18 protein-coding genes are annotated in these 21,345 nt (G+C 50.0%); 17 read left to right on the top strand and 1 reads right to left on the bottom strand.

Annotation, left to right across the window (positions count from 1 at the left end; genetic code table 11):
• Positions 1–26: 26 nt before the first annotated feature.
• Positions 27–1,223 (bottom strand): amino acid aminotransferase, encoded by a 1,197-nt coding sequence (locus tag IEX86_RS06545; protein ID WP_188865305.1) that lies wholly within the window; start codon positions 1,221–1,223, stop codon positions 27–29.
• Between the two features lie 293 nt (positions 1,224–1,516).
• Between IEX86_RS06545 and uvrB the strand changes: the two genes are divergently transcribed.
• From uvrB to fliE, 17 genes are all read left to right on the top strand, one after another.
• On the top strand, positions 1,517–3,526 hold the full coding sequence (uvrB, locus tag IEX86_RS06540; protein WP_188865304.1) for an excinuclease ABC subunit UvrB: 2,010 nt from the start codon (positions 1,517–1,519) through the stop codon (positions 3,524–3,526).
• A 119-nt stretch (positions 3,527–3,645) separates the two neighbouring features.
• Positions 3,646–5,127 (top strand): glutamate--tRNA ligase, encoded by a 1,482-nt coding sequence (gene gltX, locus IEX86_RS06535; protein ID WP_188865303.1) that lies wholly within the window; start codon positions 3,646–3,648, stop codon positions 5,125–5,127.
• 212 nt (positions 5,128–5,339) lie between these two features.
• Complete coding sequence (hisC, locus tag IEX86_RS06530) at positions 5,340–6,452, top strand: histidinol-phosphate transaminase (RefSeq protein ID WP_188865347.1); 1,113 nt, start codon at positions 5,340–5,342, stop codon at positions 6,450–6,452.
• Positions 6,445–8,676 carry a bifunctional prephenate dehydrogenase/3-phosphoshikimate 1-carboxyvinyltransferase gene (locus IEX86_RS06525; RefSeq protein WP_188865302.1) on the top strand — a complete coding sequence of 744 codons (2,232 nt, stop codon included), beginning with the start codon at positions 6,445–6,447 and terminating at the stop codon, positions 8,674–8,676. Before hisC ends, IEX86_RS06525 begins: the two co-directional genes overlap by 8 nt.
• Positions 8,673–9,359: a (d)CMP kinase gene (cmk, locus tag IEX86_RS06520; protein WP_188865301.1), complete on the top strand. Its 687-nt coding sequence runs from the start codon at positions 8,673–8,675 to the stop codon at positions 9,357–9,359. Before IEX86_RS06525 ends, cmk begins: the two co-directional genes overlap by 4 nt.
• Positions 9,360–9,506: 147 nt before the next feature.
• A complete protein-coding gene (gene rpsA / locus IEX86_RS06515; RefSeq protein ID WP_188865300.1) occupies positions 9,507–11,189 on the top strand; it encodes a 30S ribosomal protein S1 in 1,683 nt (560 codons plus the stop codon).
• Between the two features lie 195 nt (positions 11,190–11,384).
• Positions 11,385–11,666 (top strand): integration host factor subunit beta, encoded by a 282-nt coding sequence (gene ihfB / locus IEX86_RS06510; protein ID WP_019365163.1) that lies wholly within the window; start codon positions 11,385–11,387, stop codon positions 11,664–11,666.
• A 302-nt stretch (positions 11,667–11,968) separates the two neighbouring features.
• On the top strand, positions 11,969–12,187 hold the full coding sequence (locus tag IEX86_RS06505; protein ID WP_188865299.1) for a hypothetical protein: 219 nt from the start codon (positions 11,969–11,971) through the stop codon (positions 12,185–12,187).
• A gap of 160 nt (positions 12,188–12,347) precedes the next feature.
• A complete protein-coding gene (locus tag IEX86_RS06500) occupies positions 12,348–13,325 on the top strand; it encodes a UDP-glucose 4-epimerase family protein (RefSeq protein ID WP_188865298.1) in 978 nt (325 codons plus the stop codon).
• A 1-nt stretch (position 13,326) separates the two neighbouring features.
• On the top strand, positions 13,327–14,343 hold the full coding sequence (locus IEX86_RS06495) for an MraY family glycosyltransferase (RefSeq protein WP_188865297.1): 1,017 nt from the start codon (positions 13,327–13,329) through the stop codon (positions 14,341–14,343).
• 36 nt (positions 14,344–14,379) lie between these two features.
• Positions 14,380–16,356, top strand: a complete 1,977-nt coding sequence (locus IEX86_RS06490) for a polysaccharide biosynthesis protein (RefSeq protein WP_188865296.1) — start codon at positions 14,380–14,382, stop codon at positions 16,354–16,356.
• 306 nt (positions 16,357–16,662) lie between these two features.
• Complete coding sequence (rfbB, locus tag IEX86_RS06485) at positions 16,663–17,727, top strand: dTDP-glucose 4,6-dehydratase (RefSeq protein ID WP_188865295.1); 1,065 nt, start codon at positions 16,663–16,665, stop codon at positions 17,725–17,727.
• Positions 17,728–17,789: 62 nt separating this feature from the next.
• Positions 17,790–18,671 carry a glucose-1-phosphate thymidylyltransferase RfbA gene (gene rfbA / locus IEX86_RS06480; protein ID WP_188865294.1) on the top strand — a complete coding sequence of 294 codons (882 nt, stop codon included), beginning with the start codon at positions 17,790–17,792 and terminating at the stop codon, positions 18,669–18,671.
• Positions 18,671–19,207: a dTDP-4-dehydrorhamnose 3,5-epimerase gene (gene rfbC / locus IEX86_RS06475; protein WP_188865293.1), complete on the top strand. Its 537-nt coding sequence runs from the start codon at positions 18,671–18,673 to the stop codon at positions 19,205–19,207. The genes rfbA and rfbC overlap by 1 nt, the downstream gene beginning before the upstream one ends.
• Positions 19,204–20,133, top strand: a complete 930-nt coding sequence (rfbD, locus tag IEX86_RS06470) for a dTDP-4-dehydrorhamnose reductase (RefSeq protein WP_188865292.1) — start codon at positions 19,204–19,206, stop codon at positions 20,131–20,133. Before rfbC ends, rfbD begins: the two co-directional genes overlap by 4 nt.
• A gap of 148 nt (positions 20,134–20,281) precedes the next feature.
• Entirely contained in the window at positions 20,282–20,650 is a 369-nt protein-coding gene (locus IEX86_RS06465; RefSeq protein ID WP_188865291.1) for a ComEA family DNA-binding protein, read from the top strand.
• A gap of 347 nt (positions 20,651–20,997) precedes the next feature.
• A complete protein-coding gene (gene fliE, locus IEX86_RS06460) occupies positions 20,998–21,336 on the top strand; it encodes a flagellar hook-basal body complex protein FliE (RefSeq protein ID WP_188865290.1) in 339 nt (112 codons plus the stop codon).
• Positions 21,337–21,345 lie beyond the last annotated feature (9 nt).

The raw sequence follows: 21,345 nt of genomic DNA, 5'->3' as shown, positions 1-21,345 counted from the left end.
CACTTCTCCTTAGACAAAAAACACGCTTATAAAACTTGGGCAATGGCCTTGATAACACTGTCCAGGTTGTTCCTGTTCAGTGCTGCTACACAGATCCGGCCAGTCCCTACAGCATAGATGCCAAACTCGGTTTTCAAGCGCTCGACCTGATCGGTAGTCAGTCCCGAATAAGAGAACATACCGCGCTGCTCATTAACAAAGCTGAAGTCACGTTTGGCTCCGGCTGCATTAAGCCTTTCTACCAACGCGTGGCGCATACTGCGGATGCGATCGCGCATTTCAGCCAGCTCGGCTTCCCACATGGCACGTAGCTCGGGGTCACGCAAAACGGTTGCCACAATGGTGGCGCCGTGGGTCGGAGGGTTAGAGTAGTTGGTGCGCACGACACGCTTGATCTGCGATAGGACTCGAGCTGTTTCTTCCCGGTCAGCGGTCACGATCGAGAGCGCGCCTACACGCTCACCATATAGGGAAAAGGACTTTGAGAATGAGCTGGAAACGAAAAAAGTCAGTCCAGAATCTGCGAATAGGCGAACGGCAGCAGCATCTTCCTCAATGCCATCTCCAAAACCTTGATAAGCGAGATCTAGGAAGGGTACATGCTCGCGCGTTTTGATGACTTCAAGTATTTCCTTCCAGTCGTCTAATTGCAGATCAACGCCGGTCGGGTTGTGGCAGCACGCATGCAATACGACAATGGAACGCGGAGGAAGGGCGTTCAGGTCCTCTAATAGACCTCCACGATTCAAGCCGTTGGTCGCGGCGTGATAGTAACGATAGTTTTGTACAGGGAAGCCAGCCGCCTCGAATAGGGCTCGATGGTTTTCCCAGCTCGGATCACTAATGGCTACTACGGCATCCGGTAAGAGGCGCTTAAGGAAGTCGGCACCTACTTTTAACGCACCCGTTCCCCCCAGCGCCTGGACAGTAGCGACGCGCCCTTTGGTGATCAGAGGTGAGCCTTGGCCAAACAATAGGGTTTGTACAGCTTCGTCATAAGCAGCGATGCCATCGATCGGCAGATAGCCGCGTGGAGCACGCGCTACAACGCGTTTCTTTTCAGCCTCTTCTACTGCACGTAGCAGGGGAATGCGGCCCTGTTCGTCGTAATAGACGCCTACACCCAGATTGACCTTGGTCGGACGGGCATCGGCATTGAAGGCTTCGTTGAGGCCCAGGATTGGATCACGGGCAGCCATTTCGACGGCAGAGAACAAACTCATTGTGCGCAAGCTCGAATAGAGGAATGAAACACGCACAAGACCCGATTGCCATTGTGCGCAAGCGGGGTGACAGTATAGCGGGCATCGTCTGTCTGAGCGACAAAAAACAGGTTTCGGCTGGTCGCATCTAGACTAATGTTCAATGCTTGAAAAAAGGGTCGTCAGGACGCATATAAATAGTTCTGGATAGCAAGGTCATTCCAGGCGCACAGACAGCGAAACGCTGGGTTAGTGTCGGTTTTCGGGTGCATCTCGGGCAGGACGGCTCTCTGCACCTCCTCTTGAGGAAGCTCATGTCTGCATTTCAATTGTCTACACGTTATACCCCTGCCGGTGACCAGCCAGAGGCGATTCGCCAGATGGTCGAGGGGATTAATGCTGGTTTATCACACCAGACATTGTTGGGCGTGACCGGATCGGGTAAGACGTTCAGTATCGCCAATGTTATCGCTCAAATTCAGCGGCCCACGATTGTATTGGCGCCCAATAAAACATTGGCAGCCCAGCTGTATGGCGAATTCAAGGCGTTTTTTCCTCATAACTCTGTAGAGTATTTCGTCTCTTACTACGATTATTATCAGCCAGAAGCTTATGTGCCCTCATCGGACACCTTCATCGAGAAGGACTCGTCCATCAATGATCACATTGAGCAGATGCGTCTGTCGGCAACCAAGGCGTTGCTGGAGCGTCGGGATGCGATCATCGTAGCATCGGTGTCTTCCATCTATGGCTTGGGTGATCCCAAAGCGTATCTCAAGATGGTATTGCACCTGGATCGAGGAGATCGTATCGATCAGCGCACATTACTGAGGCGTCTGATCGAGTTGCAGTATTCGCGTAATGATATGGAGTTCTCCCGGGCTACCTTTCGAGTGCGTGGCGATGTCATCGATATCTACCCGGCTGAGTCTGATCTTGAGGCTATTCGGGTAGAGCTGTTTGATGATGAAGTGGAAAACCTTTCTGCTTTTGATCCCCTGACGGGGGAAGTAATCAGAAAGCTGCCGCGCTTCACTTTTTACCCCAAGACTCACTACGCTACGCCGCGAGATACGTTGCTCGAGGCAATCGAGCACATCAAGGCCGAACTCAAGGATCGGCTTGAGTTCCTGCGCTCGCAAAATCGTCTGCTTGAAGCGCAGCGGCTTGAGCAGCGGACCCGCTTTGATCTTGAAATGATCGTGGAGCTGGGTTACTGCAATGGCATTGAAAATTACTCTCGCTATCTCTCTGGTCGTGCGCCTGGTGAGCCCCCGCCAACACTGTACGACTACCTGCCGGCAGATGCACTGCTAGTGATCGATGAATCCCACGTAACGGTGCCGCAGATTGGCGCAATGTTCAAAGGGGACCGGTCGCGTAAGGAGACCCTGGTCGAATACGGGTTTAGACTTCCTTCTGCATTAGATAATCGCCCGCTGCGGTTCGAAGAATGGGAGGCGGGCAGCCCGCAAACTATTTTCGTATCAGCAACGCCAGGGCCTTATGAGGCAGAGCACGCAGGTCGAGTCATTGAGCAGGTGGTACGTCCAACCGGTCTGGTCGATCCAGAAATCGAAATCCGTCCGGCAACGACCCAGGTAGATGACCTGCTTTCTGAGATCCGGCTACGGGTGGCCAAAGATGAGCGAGTGCTGGTAACAACCCTTACCAAGCGTATGGCTGAAGACTTGACGGACTATCTGGCCGACCATGATGTCCGGGTGCGTTATCTGCACTCTGATATTGATACGGTGGAGCGGGTGGAGATCATCCGCGATTTACGGATGGGGACGTTCGATGTGCTTGTCGGCATTAACCTGCTCCGTGAGGGGTTGGATATGCCTGAGGTGTCATTGGTCGCGATTCTTGATGCCGATAAAGAGGGCTTCCTGCGTTCAGAGCGCTCTCTTATCCAGACTATTGGTCGTGCAGCACGTAACTTGAGTGGCAAGGCGATTCTGTATGCCGACTCGATGACTGGCTCCATGCAGCGTGCTATTGATGAGACGGAGCGACGTCGCGTTAAGCAGCTGGCTTTTAACGAGGCTAACGGCATTGTGCCCAAGGGAATCAAAAAGGATATTCGAGATATCATGGAGGGAGCGGCCGTTCCAGGCGCCCGCGGCAAGCGCCGTGCAGCCAAGGCCGCCGAGGACAGCGGTCGTTATGAGGCCGAGCTACGTTCGCCAGCCGATATCACCAAGCGAATTGCCCAGCTTGAGGAGCGCATGCTCAAGTTGGCGCGTGACCTTGAGTTCGAGGCTGCAGCCAAATTGCGTGACGAAATCCAGCAGCTGCGCGAGCGGCTCATAGCAGCTTAAAAGCCTGCTATCTACAAAGGCCCGGTCTTAAAGCCGGGCCTTTGTGTTTCCGGCGCTGGAAGCCAGGGCTTTTCCACTGCTACCATCTCCTTTTGTTTTGTTCTGTGTCGAGACCTCCCATGACCACTGTTCGCACGCGTATCGCGCCGTCGCCTACTGGCGACCCCCATGTCGGTACCGCTTACATCGCCTTGTTCAATCTCTGCTTTGCTCGTCAGCATGGCGGTCAGTTCATCCTGCGTATCGAGGATACCGATCAGCTCCGCTCCACACGTGAGTCTGAGCAGCAGATCTACGATGCGTTGCGTTGGTTGGGGATCGAATGGGATGAGGGTCCTGATGTAGGAGGGCCGCACGGCCCTTATCGCCAGAGCGAGCGTGGCGAGATTTATAAAAAGTACTCCGATGAGCTGGTCTCCAAGGGGCACGCGTTTCCGTGTTTTTGCTCGGCTGAGCGTCTGGATCAGGTCCGTGCCGAACAAACGGCACGTAAGGAAACGCCTCGCTATGATGGTCACTGCATACATATTGCTCCGTCTGAGGCTCAGCGTCGTATTGCAGAGGGTGAATCCCACGTTGTACGAATGAAGGTGCCGACAGAAGGTATCTGTGTCGTGCCTGATATGTTGCGTGGCGATGTTGAGATCCCTTGGGACCGCATGGATATGCAGGTCTTGATGAAAGCCGACGGGTTGCCGACGTATTTTCTGGCCAACGTGGTCGATGATCACCTGATGGGTATTACCCATGTCCTACGTGGTGAAGAGTGGTTGCCTTCAGCGCCTAAGCTCATCAAGCTGTATGAATATTTTGGATGGGAGCAGCCGGCACTATGCTACATGCCATTGCTGCGTAATCCAGATAAGAGCAAGCTTTCCAAGCGCAAGAACCCAACCTCCGTGACCTTCTACGAGCGTATGGGCTACCTGCCTCAGGCCATGCTGAACTATTTGGGTCGCATGGGTTGGTCTATGCCGGATGAACGCGAAAAATTCACACTAAATGAGATGATTGAGTACTTTGATATCAATCGTATATCGCTTGGCGGGCCGATTTTCGATATCGAGAAATTGTCGTGGCTCAATGGGCAATGGATCCGTGAGTTGAGTGTGGAAGCGTTTGCTACCGAGGTGCAAAAGTGGGCGCTTAATCCTGAATACATGATGAAGATCGCTCCTCATGTCCAGGGACGTGTTGAAACCTTCAGCCAAATAGCGCCCCTGGCTAGCTTCTTTTTTGCCGGCGCCTTACCGCTGGATACAGGGTTGTTTGCTCACAAGAAGCTCACGCCAGATCAGGTGCGACAGGTAATGCAGTTGGTTCTTTGGAAATTGGAAGCATTACGGCAGTGGACCAAGGACAACATCACGGTGTGCATTCAGGGCGTGGCTGAGGGGCTTGAGCTTAAGCTGCGTGATGTAATGCCATTGATGTTCGCAGCAATTACGGGGCAGGCCAGCTCTGTATCGGTACTTGATGCAATGGAAATTCTTGGGCCCGACCTTACACGCTTTCGCCTGCGTCAGGCCATTGAGCAACTCGGTGGCGTATCCAAGAAGGAAAACAAGGAGTGGGAGAAGCTCCTTGCTACTCTAGGGTAGGTAGAAGGGCAGCGTATCTTTGCGCTGCCTTTTTTATGCCTTCATTTGACGGTACCTGATTACACTGCATCAGGCCGATGAGCCCTGTTCATATAGATGCGTTGTTATTGAGTAATCCTGCAATCGTGGGTTGGGCTCCCATGGCTGCATGGTCTACCATGGCGCCCATTCATTTAGATGGTGCCGGAAAGTCCGGCCATTATGAGGTCACAATGAGCTGCGATTTTCTAGCGCAAGCCCTGCCAGGCGTGCAGAAACTTTCACCGTATGTTCCCGGTAAGCCAGTTGACGAATTGGCTCGTGAACTAGGTCTAGACCCTCAGCGTATCGTCAAGTTGGCTAGCAATGAAAATCCATTGGGTCCTAGCCCCAAGGCGATTGAAGCAATCAAGGCTGAGCTGGCCGAGCTGACACGCTATCCTGATGGCAATGGCTTTGAGCTCAAGCAGAAAATCGCTAAGCGATGTGCCGCTAGCATTGAGCAGGTAACGCTAGGTAATGGTTCTAACGATATTCTCGAGTTAGCTGCTCGTGCTTATCTTGCGCCGGGTCTCAATGCTGTTTTCAGTGAGCATGCGTTTGCCGTATATCCTCTGGTTACCCAGGCTGTTGGCGCCGAGGGTCGTGCAGTTCCAGCCGTAAGTTGGGGGCATGACCTGAATGCGATGCTCAAAGCCATCGACAAGAATACGCGCATTGTCTTTTTAGCTAATCCAAATAACCCAACAGGGACTTGGTTTGGTCCACAAGCCTTAGCTGCCTTTCTAAAGGCAGTACCGGAGCACGTACTGGTAGTGCTTGATGAGGCTTACATTGAGTATGCCGAAGGTAACGAGTTGCCAGATGGTTTAAGTTACCTGGCGAGCCATTCCAATCTTCTGATTTCACGTACGTTCTCCAAGGCATACGGCTTGGCCTCACTACGAGTGGGATATGCTGTTTCTTCTGTGCAGATAGCTGATGTGCTTAATCGCGTACGGCAACCGTTCAACGTCAATAGCCTCGCATTAGCTGCAGCGTGCGCGTCTATGGATGATGTGGAGTATTTAGAAAGAAGCCGTCAGGCCAATGACGAAGGTATGGCTCAGTTGGAGCGAGGCTTTCAAGATTTGGAGCTTTCCTGGATTCCTTCCAAGGGAAACTTTATTGCTGTTGATCTTGGGCGGCCAGCTGCACCGATCTATCAAGCACTACTGGAGGAGGGTGTGATTGTGCGTCCTGTTATAGGATACGGCATGCCAACATTCCTTCGTGTCTCCATTGGGACCAAAGATGAAAACAGTCGCTTCCTGGGGGCGCTCGCCAAGGTGTTAGCCCGTGGTTGATTTACAAAAGGCACCCTTGTTTGATCGTTTGGTTGTTGTAGGGCTTGGGTTGATTGGTGGCTCGTTTGCCAAGGGCATAAAAGAAAGCGGCCTGTTTCGTGAGGTGGTAGGTGTTGATCGAGATGCTGAAACACGGCGGTTAGCGGTTGAGTTGGGCGTGGTTGACAGTTCTGAATCAGAACTGGCCATTGCCTGCCAGGGTGCTGATGTCATTCAACTCGCTGTACCCATACTTGCCATGGAACGGGTACTTGCAGAGCTTGCATCTATCAATGTCGACCGTGCCGTATTGACGGATGTGGGCAGTGCTAAAGGCAATGTTGCTCGTGCAGCCAGGATAGCATTTGCTGGTAAAGCACTCCGCTTCGTTCCGGGCCATCCAATCGCAGGCTCCGAAAAAAGCGGCGTGACAGCCGCTAACGGTCAGCTATTCAAAAGGCACAAGGTTATCCTGACGCCACTGGATGAAGTAGATGCTGAAGCGCTCGCAAGGATTGATCTGCTTTGGCAAACATTGGGTGCTGACGTTGAGTACATGGCAGTCGATCATCATGACGAAGTGCTAGCCGCCACCAGCCATTTGCCTCACTTGTTGGCTTTTACACTGGTGGATTCGCTCGCTCAGCGCAGTGAAAACCTTGAGATCTTCCGTTACGCTGCTGGGGGCTTTCGAGACTTTACTCGTATAGCCGGCAGTGATCCCGTTATGTGGCACGATATTTTTCTGGCTAATCGGGAAGCAGTGTTACGCACGCTGGACACATTTCGCGACGATCTGGATGCATTGCGCCAGGCTGTCGTTACACAAGATGGGCACCATCTTCTGGGTGTCTTTACCCGCGCCCGGGTTGCCCGAGAGCATTTTGGCAAAATACTGGCCCGTCGGGCCTATGTGGACGCTATGCAAACTAAAGACTTGACCTATATCGCCAATCCAGGTGGCTCTCTGTCTGGGCGTATCCGTGTGCCTGGAGATAAATCCATTTCTCATCGTTCGATCATGCTGGGCTCCCTGGCAGAGGGCACGACTGAGGTTGAAGGATTCCTTGAGGGTGAGGATGCACTCGCTACTTTGCAGGCCTTCCGTGATATGGGGGTTGTCATTGAAGGGCCGAATAATGGGCGCGTAACTATTCATGGCGTGGGTCTGCATGGTCTGAAGGCACCTGCAGGTCCGCTGTACCTTGGCAATTCAGGTACTTCCATGCGCTTACTGTCTGGCATTCTTTCTGCTCAGGCATTTGATACCACCTTAACAGGTGATGCCTCACTCTCCAAGCGGCCCATGAATCGTGTGGCTAACCCGTTACGTGAGATGGGGGCTGTCATCGAAACGGCAGAGGAAGGGCGGCCGCCAATGATCATTCGTGGTGGTCAGCGCCTTAAAGGTATCCATTACGACATGCCCATGGCCAGTGCCCAGGTAAAATCCTGCTTACTGCTGGCAGGGCTGTATGCGGAGGGAGAAACTTCGATCAAGGAGCCTGCACCGACTCGTGATCATACAGAGCGCATGTTGCAAGGCTTCGGCTATCCGGTGACGGTAGAGAGTAACGTAGCGAAAGTGGGGTCAGGCGCTAAGCTGACTGCTAATCGTATTGAGGTGCCAGCTGATATTTCTTCGGCCGCGTTTTTCTTGGTAGCCGGTAGCATCGCGGAGAATTCTGAATTGGTTCTCGAGCATGTCGGTATTAATCCTACGCGGACGGGTGTCATCGATATCCTGCGCTTGATGGGTGGTGACATCACGCTTGAGAATCAGCGTGAAGTGGGCGGGGAGCCTGTTGCTGACCTGCGTGTACGTTCAGCCAAGCTAAAGGGAATCGAAATTCCTGAAGAGCTTGTGCCGCTGGCAATCGACGAGTTTCCGGTTCTGTTTGTTGCAGCTAGCTGTGCCGACGGTCGGACCGTGTTGCGAGGGGCAGAAGAATTGCGCGTCAAGGAATCTGATCGGATTCAGGTCATGGCGGACGGTTTGAATATACTGGGTGTAAGTGCTACTCCAACGCCTGACGGAGTTGTGATCGAGGGCGGCCCCATGGGTGGGGGGGAGGTTGAAAGCCATGGTGATCATCGTATCGCAATGGCCTTTAGCGTAGCCTCACTGCGAGCGAGTGCACCTATCCGGATTCGTGACTGTGCAAACGTTGCAACGTCATTTCCTGGATTCCTTGAGCTGGCAGCCAAGGCTGGGATTCGTGTGAAAGAAGAGGCATCCGTATGATGAGTACTGCTCCGGTTATCACAGTCGATGGGCCAGGAGGTTCCGGGAAAGGCACTATTGCAGCGCTTCTTTCTCGGCGTCTGGGTTGGAACCTGCTGGACTCTGGAGCGCTTTATCGTTTGCTGGCTTTTGCTGCGCGTAATCATGGTGTCGATTTGACGAACGAGGAATCGCTCAAGGCATTGGCTGCATATTTGGATGTGCAGTTTCAAGTAGGACATGAGCATGGTCAGCGTATCGTCCTAGAGGGTGAGGATGTCACTGACTTCATTCGAACCGAAGATATAGGTGCGGGTGCTTCTCAAGTGGCGATCCTGCCAGCTGTGCGTGAAGCATTGCTGCAACGGCAGAAGGCCTTTCGTGAAGCGCCCGGTCTTATAGCGGACGGACGCGATATGGGAACAGTTGTTTTCCCAGATGCTGAATTAAAGATCTTTCTGACCGCTAGCGCCGAAGAACGCGCTAAACGGCGCTATCTTCAGTTGAAGAAAAAGGGTGAAAGTGTTACTTTACCGGGTCTCCTCGAAGAGATTCGTGAGCGCGACGAACGTGATACTCAGCGAGCCGTCGCTCCACTCAAGCCGGCAGACGATGCCATTGTCCTGGATTCCACGGATCTTTCGATTGAACAAGTGTTAGACCGCATCCTTGCATTGGCCACCGAGCGTGACCTAGCAGGATGACAGCCAGATTATTCTATTTTTGGATATTTGGTGAAGGCAGACAGGAACCAGTCCCAACCTGTCAGCTGGATATTGATAACGAACCCCACATTGGCTGGTGATGTGGTAGATCGGGTGCATCGTGTACCCAACATTACAGGTATAAACATGAGCGAAAGCTTCGCAGAACTCTTTGAAGAAAGTCTGAAATCCCTCGACATGCAGCCGGGTGCCATCATCACAGGTACTGTGGTTTCCATCGATGGTGACTGGGTAGTTGTCGACACTGGCCTGAAATCCGAGGGTCTCGTTCCGCTCGAGCAGTTCTACAACGAACAAGGCGAGCTGACCATCAACGTGGGCGATGAAGTCCATGTGGCTCTCGATGCCGTGGAAGACGGTTTCGGCGAAACCAAAGTGTCTCGCGAGAAAGCCAAGCGCGCTGAATCCTGGCTGGTCCTGGAAGCTGCGTTCAACGCTGACGAAGTGGTCAAGGGTGTTATCAACGGTAAGGTCAAGGGTGGTTTCACTGTTGACGTTAGCGGCATCCGCGCTTTCCTGCCAGGCTCTCTGGTAGATGTCCGCCCTGTGCGTGACACAGCTCACCTGGAAGGTAAAGAGCTCGAGTTCAAAGTAATCAAGCTTGATCAGAAGCGTAACAACGTGGTCGTTTCCCGTCGTAGCGTCCTGGAAGCTGAGAACAGTGCTGAGCGTGAAGCGCTGCTGGAGTCCTTGCAAGAGGGTCAGCAGGTTCGTGGTATCGTCAAGAACCTTACCGATTACGGTGCGTTCGTTGATCTGGGCGGCGTAGATGGTCTGCTGCACATCACTGACATGGCATGGAAGCGCATCAAGCATCCTTCCGAGATCGTTAATGTTGGCGACGAGATCGACGTTAAGGTTCTGAAGTTTGACCGTGAGCGTAACCGCGTATCTCTGGGCCTGAAGCAGCTGGGCGAAGACCCATGGGTTGCTATCAAGGCACGTTACCCAGAAGGTACACGTGTTCAGGCTCGTGTCACTAACCTGACCGATTACGGCTGCTTTGCTGAGCTGGAAGAGGGTGTTGAAGGTCTGGTGCACGTATCCGAGATGGATTGGACCAACAAAAACATCCATCCGTCCAAGGTCGTTCAGGTTGGCGACGAAGTAGAAGTGATGGTCCTGGATATCGACGAAGAACGTCGTCGTATTTCCTTGGGTATCAAGCAGTGCCGTCCGAATCCGTGGGAAGAGTTCTCCGGTCAGTTCAACAAGGGTGACCGCATTTCCGGCACTATTAAGTCCATCACTGACTTCGGTATTTTCATCGGTCTGGATGGTGGTATAGACGGTCTGGTTCACCTGTCTGACATTTCCTGGAACGAGCCGGGCGAAGAAGCTGTGCGTCGCTTCAAGAAGGGTGATGAGCTGGATACGGTTATCCTGTCCGTTGATCCTGAGCGTGAGCGTATCTCTCTGGGTATCAAGCAACTGGAAGATGATCCGTTCTCCAGCTATGCCACTCTGAATGAGAAGGGCACTATCGTTCGTGGTACTGTGAAAGAAGTTGACGCTAAAGGCGCCATCATCACTCTGGGCCATGAGATTGAAGGTACTCTGAAGGCTTCCGAAATCAGTCGCGATCGCGTTGAAGACGCGCGTAACGTTCTGAAGGAAGGCGACGAAGTTGAAGCCAAGATCATCAGCATTGATCGTAAGAGCCGTGTGATCAGCCTCTCCGTCAAGTCCAAGGACGTTGATGATGAGAAGGAAGCGATGACTTCCCTGCGTAGCACTAAGCAGGAGCCAAGCGCGGGTCCGACTACTATCGGTGACCTGATCAAGGCGCAGATGGAAAACCAGGGTTAATAACCTTTAGGTTTTCTGAAAAAGGGTGGCTTAGGCCACCCTTTTTTATTGCTCAAAAAATCTCTCCAATTGAAAGCTGTCATATTCCTTGAATTAATTATTGTAAGCTTTTGCAGGATGTGTGCTTTTCAAAGCCAAGCGGTCATGTTAAAAGAATAAAAATGATCTAGCCGCTTGAAAAAGAAGGAAAATTCCATGACCAAGTCGGAGTTGATCGAACGTATAGTTTCGGAGCAAGGGCAGCTCTCGTCTCGTGACGTTGAGCTCGCTATCAAGACTATGCTTGAGCAAATGGCTCAAGCGCTCTCAACTGGGGATCGTATTGAAATACGAGGCTTCGGCAGCTTTTCCCTACATTACCGCTCGCCTCGTACGGGCCGAAACCCTAAAACAGGCGAGTCCGTGACGCTAGATGGAAAATACGTTCCTCATTTTAAGCCAGGCAAAGAGCTTAGAGATAGAGTGAATGAGCTTTGACTGGTGCATGAGTCCTTTCGAGTTCTAGACTAAAAGCTGATCTATTACATTGAGCAATAGCAATCAGCTTTTTTAAATTTTTACGTGTAAATAACTCGCGATAAGCACTATATCTGTACGCTCTACTGTCAGTTTTATGCGACTGTATTTTGACTCCAGTAAATATGAAAGCGTAAATTTGACACTTATAAAAAAATCAAGTGTTTTTTTATTTTTTTATTGGACATGGCTCTCGCTTTAAGCAAGAATCCTCACATCTGGTCGCCCATGGCCTCGAAGTCCACGTTAGTGAGGATGTCATCATGCGTCATTACCTGTTCATTTGGCTCGGTGTTGCTGCCTGCTTTGCGTTTTTGCAAATGGATCATGCAATGCTAGCCGTATCAAGCCTTATAGCTAGCTGGATAGTGGCGCTTTTCGTTAAGCCTTCCGTGCAACGTGATACATTTTCATCTGTATACATGGGCGATGCGTTAGTTAAGGTTGAGTCTGCACTTAAGCCTACGATTAAAAACGCTTAAGACATTCTTTTCTCAAAAAAGCCCAACCTGTCGGTTGGGCTTTTTTGTTTTTGCCGAAAAGGTATGTCAGTGGATAGGAGCTACGAAGCTGGCCACCATACTGATGCTTTTGTTACTCGTGTAAGATGGCTGTAGAGGGAAGCGGTCAAGAGAGTGCTCAGTGCAAGATAGCGTGGCAAAAATAGAAGCTTGTGGAGTCCTTGTCACTGGGGCCGGCGGGTTTGTTGGGCGTGCCATCGTGCAGCAGTTGATACAGCAAGGTATACCTGTTCGTGCCGTTGTGCGTCGCTCAAGAAACAGTCCGGGCCTCGATGAGCTGGTTCGGACTATTGATGGCGATACGTGTTGGGCTGACGCTTTCGAAGGTGTTAGTACTATTATCCATGCTGCGGCGCGTGTTCATGTCATGCGGGAGTCAGTAAATGCGCCTGAAGATGAGTTTTATCGTGTCAACGTAGCAGGTACGCTGAATTTGGCTGAGCAGGCAATAAGTGCGGGCGTCAAGCGCCTTATTTTTCTTAGCAGCATTAAAGTAAACGGCGACTTTACTCAGCCTGGAGTGCCGTTCACAGCCGATGATGCTCCTTGTCCATCCGATGCCTATGCGCGTACTAAATTGCAAGCAGAGAAGGCGTTATTGCAGCTGGGAGAGCGCTCTGGTTTGGAGGTCGTGATCATTCGGCCTCCGTTGGTTTATGGGCCTGATGTAAAGGCAAACTTCAAAAGTATGTTGAAGTGGACGGCCCGCGGAGTGCCCTTGCCATTAGGCGCTATTTATAATCGACGCAGCCTTGTATCGTTGGATAATTTAGTTGATTTAATTTGCTTATGTATTAAGCATCCTGCCGCCTCTGGCAATGTATTTCTAGTCAGTGATGGTGAAGACCTTTCTACGACAGAATTGCTCTGCACTTTAGCTCAGGGTATGTCCCGCTCTCCACGGCTTATCCCTATACCTGCAAATTGGCTGATTGGCATTGCACATTGTATTGGACGCAAGGATCTGGCAATTCGATTATGCGCTTCACTACAGGTCGATATTTATAAAACATCTAAAATATTAGGCTGGGTACCGCCATATAAAGCCCGCCAAGCTTTAAGCCAAGTTGCGCAAGCCTATCTGGAATCAAATAACTAAAATGGTTTTATGGATTTTTCCGGCCGCTATTGTAGCCGCCTTGCTGGGAACAGCTGTGCTGCGCCGTTACGCCTTGTCTCGACAAATAATGGATGTGCCTAATGCGCGAAGTTCTCATACTGTTCCTACTCCCCGTGGAGGGGGGCTAGCTATAGTTTTGGTATTTCTATTGGCGCTTCTCGTATTTGAAAGAAGCGACCTCATCTCCGCCGGTGAGCTTATAGGTTTACTAGGTAGCGGCCTTTTTGTAGCACTGATAGGTTTTGTAGATGATCACCAACATGTTCCTGCTCGCTGGCGCATTTTAGGGCATATTGTTGCTGCGTTTTGGGGGGCTTTTTGGCTTAATGGTTTGCCTCCTTTGGATCTAGGGTTTTTGTATTTAACGCCCGGTCTGCTTGCTCAGGCTATTGCAGTTTTATATTTAGTATGGTTGCTCAACCTGTACAACTTTATGGACGGCATTGATGGAATTGCCGGGGCTGAAGCTGTATGTGTAACCTTTAGTGGCGTACTGTTATATGTCCTAAGCGGTAACCAAGATGTTGTCTGGCTTCCAGCTTTGCTTGGTTGTACCGTATTGGGTTTCTTATTTTGGAATATGCCGCCTGCCCGTATATTTATGGGAGATGTAGGTAGTGGATTTCTAGGTATCATCTTGGGGCTGATGTCTATTCAAGCTGGCTGGGCGAAGCCCGAGTTATTTTGGTCTTGGCTGATTTTGCTCGGTATTTTTATCGTTGATGCAACTTGGACATTATTTCGACGTTTATTTCGTGGAGATAGGATTTATGAAGCCCATCGGAGTCATGCTTATCAATGGGCGTCACGCTATTTCGCCAGCCATAGGGTGGTGACATTAAGTGTCATAGCTATAAATATATTGTGGTTGCTACCCTGTGCATTTCTAGTGACGCTTGGATATGTATCAGGCCTCTTAGGACTGACTATCGCTTATATCCCTTTGCTCATTTTAGCTATAAGCTTTAAAGCAGGTATAAAAGAGGTGCGGTCTTAACTGATCGTTTGCGAGTGTAGTTAAGAGAGGTATGGCATGCGTGAACGACTGGTCAAGCTGAATCGCCGTACAAAGCGGTTAATACAGGTCAGTGTGGATCTGCTGCTTATTTGGCTTGCGCTTTGGTTAGCTTTTTATATCCGCCTCGGCTCGGCCAAAATGATTGAGCCCTTTGGAGGGCATGCCTGGCTTTTCATCGTAACACCTATCCTCTCCATCCCCTTATTCATTCGGTTTGGCATGTATCGAGCCGTAATGCGATACCTAGGCAATGATGCTTTATTGGCAATTTCCAAAGCAGTCACCCTTTCTGTCTTAATTCTTTCGCTGGTGATTTATTGGTATCGCGACCTACCTGAAATAGTGCCGCGATCCATGATATTTAATTATTGGATACTCAGTCTTTTATTTGTGGGTGGACTGCGCTTGGCTTTGCGTCAGTACTTCTTGGGGGACTGGTATGCGGCTGTGCCGTTTATTAAGCAGCAGGAAAGCCTTGTTCGTGTAGCTATCTATGGTGCGGGTTCTGCTGGAAATCAATTAGTAGCAGCGCTGCGTATGGGGCGGGTAATGCGCCCGGTAGCCTTCGTTGATGACGATAAAACAATTGCTAATCGAGTGATTGCTGGTATTCAGGTCTACTCGCCAAAACATATTCAACAAATGATTGAGGATACTGGCGCCGAAGAAATTTTGCTGGCTATTCCGTCTGCTAGTCGCGCACGGCGAAAAGAGATTTTGGAGTTGTTAAAAGCGTTTCCTTTGCATGTTCGTAGTGTGCCAAGTGTTGCGGACCTTGCTAACGGACGGGTAAAAGTTGAAGACATCCAGGAAGTAGATATTGCCGATCTTCTCGGGCGTGACTCTGTTGCTCCCAGACAAGAGCTGTTTGATCGGTGTATTCGGGGCCAAGTGGTACTGGTGACTGGAGCAGGTGGGTCGATAGGTTCCGAACTCTGTCGACAGATTGTCAAAACGTTACCGCAAACACTTTTATTGTTCGAACAATCGGAATTTAATCTGTATACGATTCATGCTGAGTTAGAGCAGCGTATACAGCGCGAGTCATTGCCAATTACCTTAATCCCCATACTGGGAACTGTGCGTAATAATGAGCATATGCTACATGTACTGCACACTTGGGGCGTAAATACTATCTATCATGCCGCAGCTTATAAGCATGTTCCTATGGTGGAGCATAATATTGCTGAGGGCTTCCTCAATAATGTCATCGGCACTCTATATGCTGCCCAGGCCAGTATTCAGGCGGGAGTACAGAACTTTGTTCTCATCTCTACTGATAAAGCTGTCCGTCCTACCAATATTATGGGTAGTACGAAGCGCCTTTCAGAAATGATCCTGCAAGCATTGAGTCACGAAGCAGCACCAGTCTTTATCGGTGAGAAGAACGCTGTTCACCATGTCAATAAAACCCGCTTTACCATGGTGAGGTTCGGGAACGTGCTGGGATCATCAGGGTCGGTCATCCCGTTATTTCGGAGCCAGATTAAACAGGGCGGTCCCGTCACGGTTACCCATCCTAATATTACGCGTTTCTTCATGACTATACCTGAAGCTGCTCAGCTCGTTATACAGGCGGGTTCAATGGGTGAGGGTGGGGATGTATTCGTTCTGGATATGGGGGAGCCAGTCAAAATCATTGAACTAGCGGAAAAAATGATCAATTTGTCTGGAATGACTGTGCGCTCAGAGAATAATCCATACGGAGACATAGAGATTATCTTCACTGGCTTAAGGCCTGGTGAGAAGTTATATGAAGAGCTTTTGATTGGCGATAACGTAAGCCCAACTGATCATGCAATGATTATGCGAGCTAATGAAAAATACCTGCCGTGGGATAATTATCGCAAGGTACTAATGGATCTGATGGCCTGTATTCACAGTGAAGATTACCCTCGGCTGCGGCAGCTTCTTCGCGAAACGGTCGACGGCTATGCGCCGGAAGGCGAGATCGTAGACTGGCTCCACCTTCAGCGCCGTCGGGATGCTTGATCCTAGAGATAATTGGGGTTTCACTAGGATTACTCAGCAATTCTTAAGCGATGTAATTTGATCTTCTGCACACAAAAGTTCAACCGTCCTTTGTCAGTTGGAACTTTTCATATGGAAAACTGTTTAACTCGAGTCTTCGTCGCAACACAAAGCAGTGACGAGTCATGCAGTACGTTGTTGCTGTGTAATGATGCCGCTTGCAGGCTGCGAAAAGCTCGGGTCGTGTAAGTTTTCCATGTGTTTTTCTGCAGCTAGTTCTCTATGGGATCTATCGTGCGGGAAGTTTAACTATCAGGCAGGTTCAGGATGAAAGTTCTGGTAACAGGTGGTGCGGGGTTCATTGGTTCTGCAGTGGTCCGCTTTTTAGTTAATGAGACCGATTGTCACGTTGCCAACGTTGACAAGCTGACCTATGCAGGCAATGTGGAGTCCTTGAATGAGGTCTCATCGTCTGATCGGTACGAATTCCATCAGGTTGACATCTGCGATAAGACTGCGCTAGAAAAAGTATTTGCCTCCTTCAAGCCTAACGTAGTTATGCACTTGGCTGCTGAGTCTCACGTAGACCGCTCAATTGAAGGACCGGCCGAGTTCATTCGTACGAATGTGCTGGGTACGGGCACATTGCTTGAGGTTGCTCGCGCATATTGGTCTGGTCTGGAAAGTGAGGCCAAACAAGCATTCCGTTTCCATCATATATCTACTGATGAAGTATTCGGCGATCTGCATGGCACGGATGACTTGTTCACCGAAACAACACCTTATGCGCCAAGCTCACCTTACTCAGCTAGCAAAGCGGGTAGTGATCATCTGGTTCGTGCTTGGGGACGTACCTACGGTTTACCAGTTCTAGTGACCAATTGTTCTAACAATTATGGTCCTTTCCATTTCCCTGAAAAACTGATTCCGCACATTATCCTAAATGCCATGCATGGCAAACCGCTGCCTGTATATGGTGATGGCTCACAAATTCGTGATTGGCTGTTTGTCGAAGATCATGCCCGTGCGCTTTATACCGTAGTAACCAAGGGTGTCGTAGGCGAGACCTACAATATTGGAGGCCATAACGAAAAGCGTAACTTGGAAGTGGTAGAAGCTGTTTGTGATCTGCTTGAAGAGTTGGCTCCTGAGAAGCCTGCAGGTATTACAGCCTATCGCGATCTAATTACCTTCGTAAAAGATCGTCCAGGTCATGATCTGCGTTATGCAATTGATGCTAGCAAGATTGAATCAGAACTTGGTTGGGTTCCGCAGGAAAGCTTTGAAACCGGTCTGCGTAAAACGGTTGAGTGGTACCTTAACAACCGTTCCTGGTGGCAGCGCGTTCTTTCTGGCGCTTACCGTCTCGAGCGATTGGGTGAAGCTGTTTAATTTTCAGCCAGGGTTAGCTGCATTTATATCCTTAAGCCTATATCGACTGAGAAGGACGCGTAATGAAAAAGTACAAGGGAATATTGCTGGCGGGCGGTTCGGGAACTCGTTTGCATCCGATTACACTAGGTGTTTCTAAGCAGTCATTGCCTGTCTATGACAAGCCGATGATTTACTACCCTCTGTCAGTACTGATGCTGGCAGGCATTCAAGAAGTTTTGATTATTTCCACGCCAACAGACCTACCTGGCTTTCAGCGTATGCTTGGCGATGGTAGTCAGTTTGGTATCAAGCTGAGTTATGCCGTGCAACCGAGTCCTGATGGGTTAGCTCAGGCCTTCATCATTGGGGCTGACTTTATTGGTGACGATAATGTTTGCCTGGTCCTCGGCGATAATATTTTTTACGGCCAAAGCTTTACTCAAACACTGGTAAACGCTACGACTCGTGAAAAGGGCGCAACTGTTTTTGGTTATTACACGGCTGACCCAGAGCGTTTTGGTGTTGTTGAGTTTGATGAAAATGGCAAAGCCATCAGTATCGAAGAGAAGCCCAAAAAGCCGAAGTCTAATTATGCGGTAACAGGCCTGTACTTTTACGACAACGATGTAGTTGAAATTGCGGCCAATATTAAGCCGTCACCTCGCGGCGAGTTGGAAATTACCGACGTCAATAATGAGTATTTGCGTCGTGGCGATCTGAATGTTTCTGTTCTCGGGCGTGGGTTTGCCTGGCTTGATACTGGCACTCATGATGCATTGCTTGAAGCGGGCCATTTTGTTCAGACTATTGAAAAGCGTCAGGGTCTCAAGGTCGCCTGCCTTGAAGAGATTGCCTTTCAAAAGGGTTGGGTTACTCGCGACCAGGTTGCATTGCAGGCTGAGTCTCTAAGCAAAACGGGTTACGGCCAATATCTGGCACGCTTGATTGCAGGAGACCAATAATGGAAGTGATCGATACGATCATTGCGGACGTAAAGATCATTCAGCCGCGAGTCTTTGGGGACTCGCGGGGATTCTTTCTCGAAACGTTTCAAGCTGATCGTTATGCCGAGCAAGCCGGCATAACGTTGCCTTTTGTGCAAGACAACCATTCCCGTTCAACACGAGGTGTTCTGCGCGGATTGCATTTTCAGCGCAGTCGGCCTCAAGGCAAGCTTGTTCGCTGCGTGAAGGGTGAAGTGCTGGACGTAGCAGTTGATATTCGTCAAGACTCGCCCACTTTCGGTCGTTGGGTTGCTGAGATTCTCTCTGAAGATAACAAGCGGCAGCTTTGGGTTCCGCCAGGACTTGCTCATGGCTTCGTTGTTCTTTCTGAGACGGCGGATTTTGAATACAAGTGCACTGATTATTATGATCCTTCCGATGAAGGATGCCTGATCTGGAATGATCCTGATCTTGGCATTGACTGGAAGATGTCAGATCCTCAGTTGTCAGCCAAAGATGCTCAGGGTCTACGCCTAGTGGAGCTGTATAAATGAGAGTTATGGTCGCAGGGGGAAATGGTCAGGTTGGAAAATGCCTGATTGATCGCTTGAAGCGCAGTGACTTGGCGTGGGAGGCGCACGGTCGTGCCACGTTGGATATTGCGGACGAGCGCTCTGTGGCCGAGCACCTGCAGCGTTTCAAGCCATCTGTGCTGATAAACGCTGCAGCTTATACCTCAGTAGATAAGGCTGAAATGGAACCTGATGTAGCAGCTCGAGCCAATATTAAAGGCCCTGCTACGTTAGCCAAGCTTTGTCAGGAGCATGGTTGTTCGATATTACATATTTCTACCGATTATGTATTTTCAGGCGACGCTTCTGTTCCTTATACACCTGATGATCCTGTAGGGCCGTCTGGTGTTTACGGAGCGACGAAATTGGAAGGTGAATATCGTATTCAGGACGCTTGTCCAAACCATGTCATCATAAGAACGGCTTGGGTATTTAGCGAGCATGGTAATAATTTTATGAAGACCATGCTTCGTCTGGCATCAGAACGAGATAAGTTGCAAGTCGTAGATGATCAGCAAGGGACTCCAACCTATGCAGGTCACATCGCTGATGCGTTGCTATCTATAGCTCATCAGGTTGGTGCTGCTGACGACTCTGATTTATTCGGTCTTTACCATTTCGGAGGTAACAATCCCGTCACGTGGTGTGGGTTTGCACGGTATATTCTCGAGGTTGCGTTGGATAGAGGATTTATCAGCAAGCTTCCTAGAGTAAATGGGATTACGACAGCAGATTTTCCGACACCTGCACGTCGTCCTTCTTATTCGGTGCTAGACAGTACATTACTGAAAAGTCGCTTTGGAATTGACCCAAGCAACTGGCAAGCAGGAGTTCAGAACTCCCTTGATGCGCTAATGGGTGCAAAGGCTGTGCATTCTAATGAAAACTCCAGTCAGGTGACTGCTTAACAGTGACGGTGTAGTGCTACCAGTCGTAGTCTTTTCGATAAGACATGAGTAGTTGGTAGCATTATGCATCTAGAGCGAGGCTAGGGATTCAGGCTCAAGCTCTGGTGCATTAAAATTCGATCATGCGCTTGGAAAAGGACATCTGCTTATGCGCAAACTTCTGCTATCCCGTATTTTTGCCTGTTTTACTCTCTTTATGATCGCGTCGTCTGCTCACGCAGAAACGTACGGTGACCCCCTGCATTACCAGCTACCTAAACGCATTCCGGTAATAGACGCTCCTTCAAGAGTTTCTAGATCCTCTGAAACTGCGTTTTCTGGCAAGGTAAATATCAATACGGCAGATGCCGCAACGCTGGATAAACGACTTAAGGGTATTGGTGCTGCCAAAGCAAAAGCTATTGTCGAATATCGCAGTGAACATGGGCCATTTCAGGCGATTGACGAATTGATAGAGGTAAAAGGTATTGGTCCTGCAATTCTTGAAAAGAATGCCCAAGTTCTGACAATCGATTGACGAAGCAAAGCTAGTACCTTCACTTATTTACAAGTACTTAGCTTCGCTAATCTTTTGGCGTTTCTAAGTACTGCCTCGCCAGTGTCTGCTGATGGTGCCTTCTACTAAGGCACTATCCTGTATTTCTTTCTATCCACCCACCTTGGTTTAATCGAAGCAGGGCTGTTCCGATTAAATATTTACCTTTCTGGCCTGTTAATTGCTCTGACCTTGATAGTGATTGGAACCTGGCGTCAAGCCGGTTGGCTAGGTGAGTTTGGCTGACGAATCAAACTTGGCATCGCCATTGCAATATCAAAGTATAGCAAAAGCGCGGCGTCAAAAATCTGCGCTGGTTGGAGGGTGAAATGGTTCAAGGTGTTGAGTTCAATCGTTTAATGCTGGAGATGCGCTCCATGCAGACAGAAGCTATGGCACGAAAGCCAATGGCTAGCCCTGTCGGTGTCGAGGCTGCTGCAGGCGTGCCTAGCTTTCCGGATTTACTTGGACAGGCTGTCCGTAAAGTCAATGAGACGCAAAAGGTTTCCAATGATATGGCCAAAGCATTTGAGCTTGGCCAAGGTGGAGTTGATCTGACGGAAGTCATGATCGCCTCGCAGAAAGCAAGCGTTTCCTTCCAGGCCATGACCCAAGTCCGTAACAAGATGGTTCAGGCCTACCAAGACATTATGCAGATGCCTATCTGAGGATAGATT

The sequence above is a fragment of the Pseudomonas asuensis genome (genome assembly GCF_014646755.1).
Taxonomy (GTDB): Bacteria; Pseudomonadota; Gammaproteobacteria; order Pseudomonadales; family Pseudomonadaceae; genus Chryseomonas; species Chryseomonas asuensis.
The sequence above is the reverse complement of the archived record's forward strand: the minus strand, read 5'-3'. Positions and strand labels throughout refer to the sequence as shown.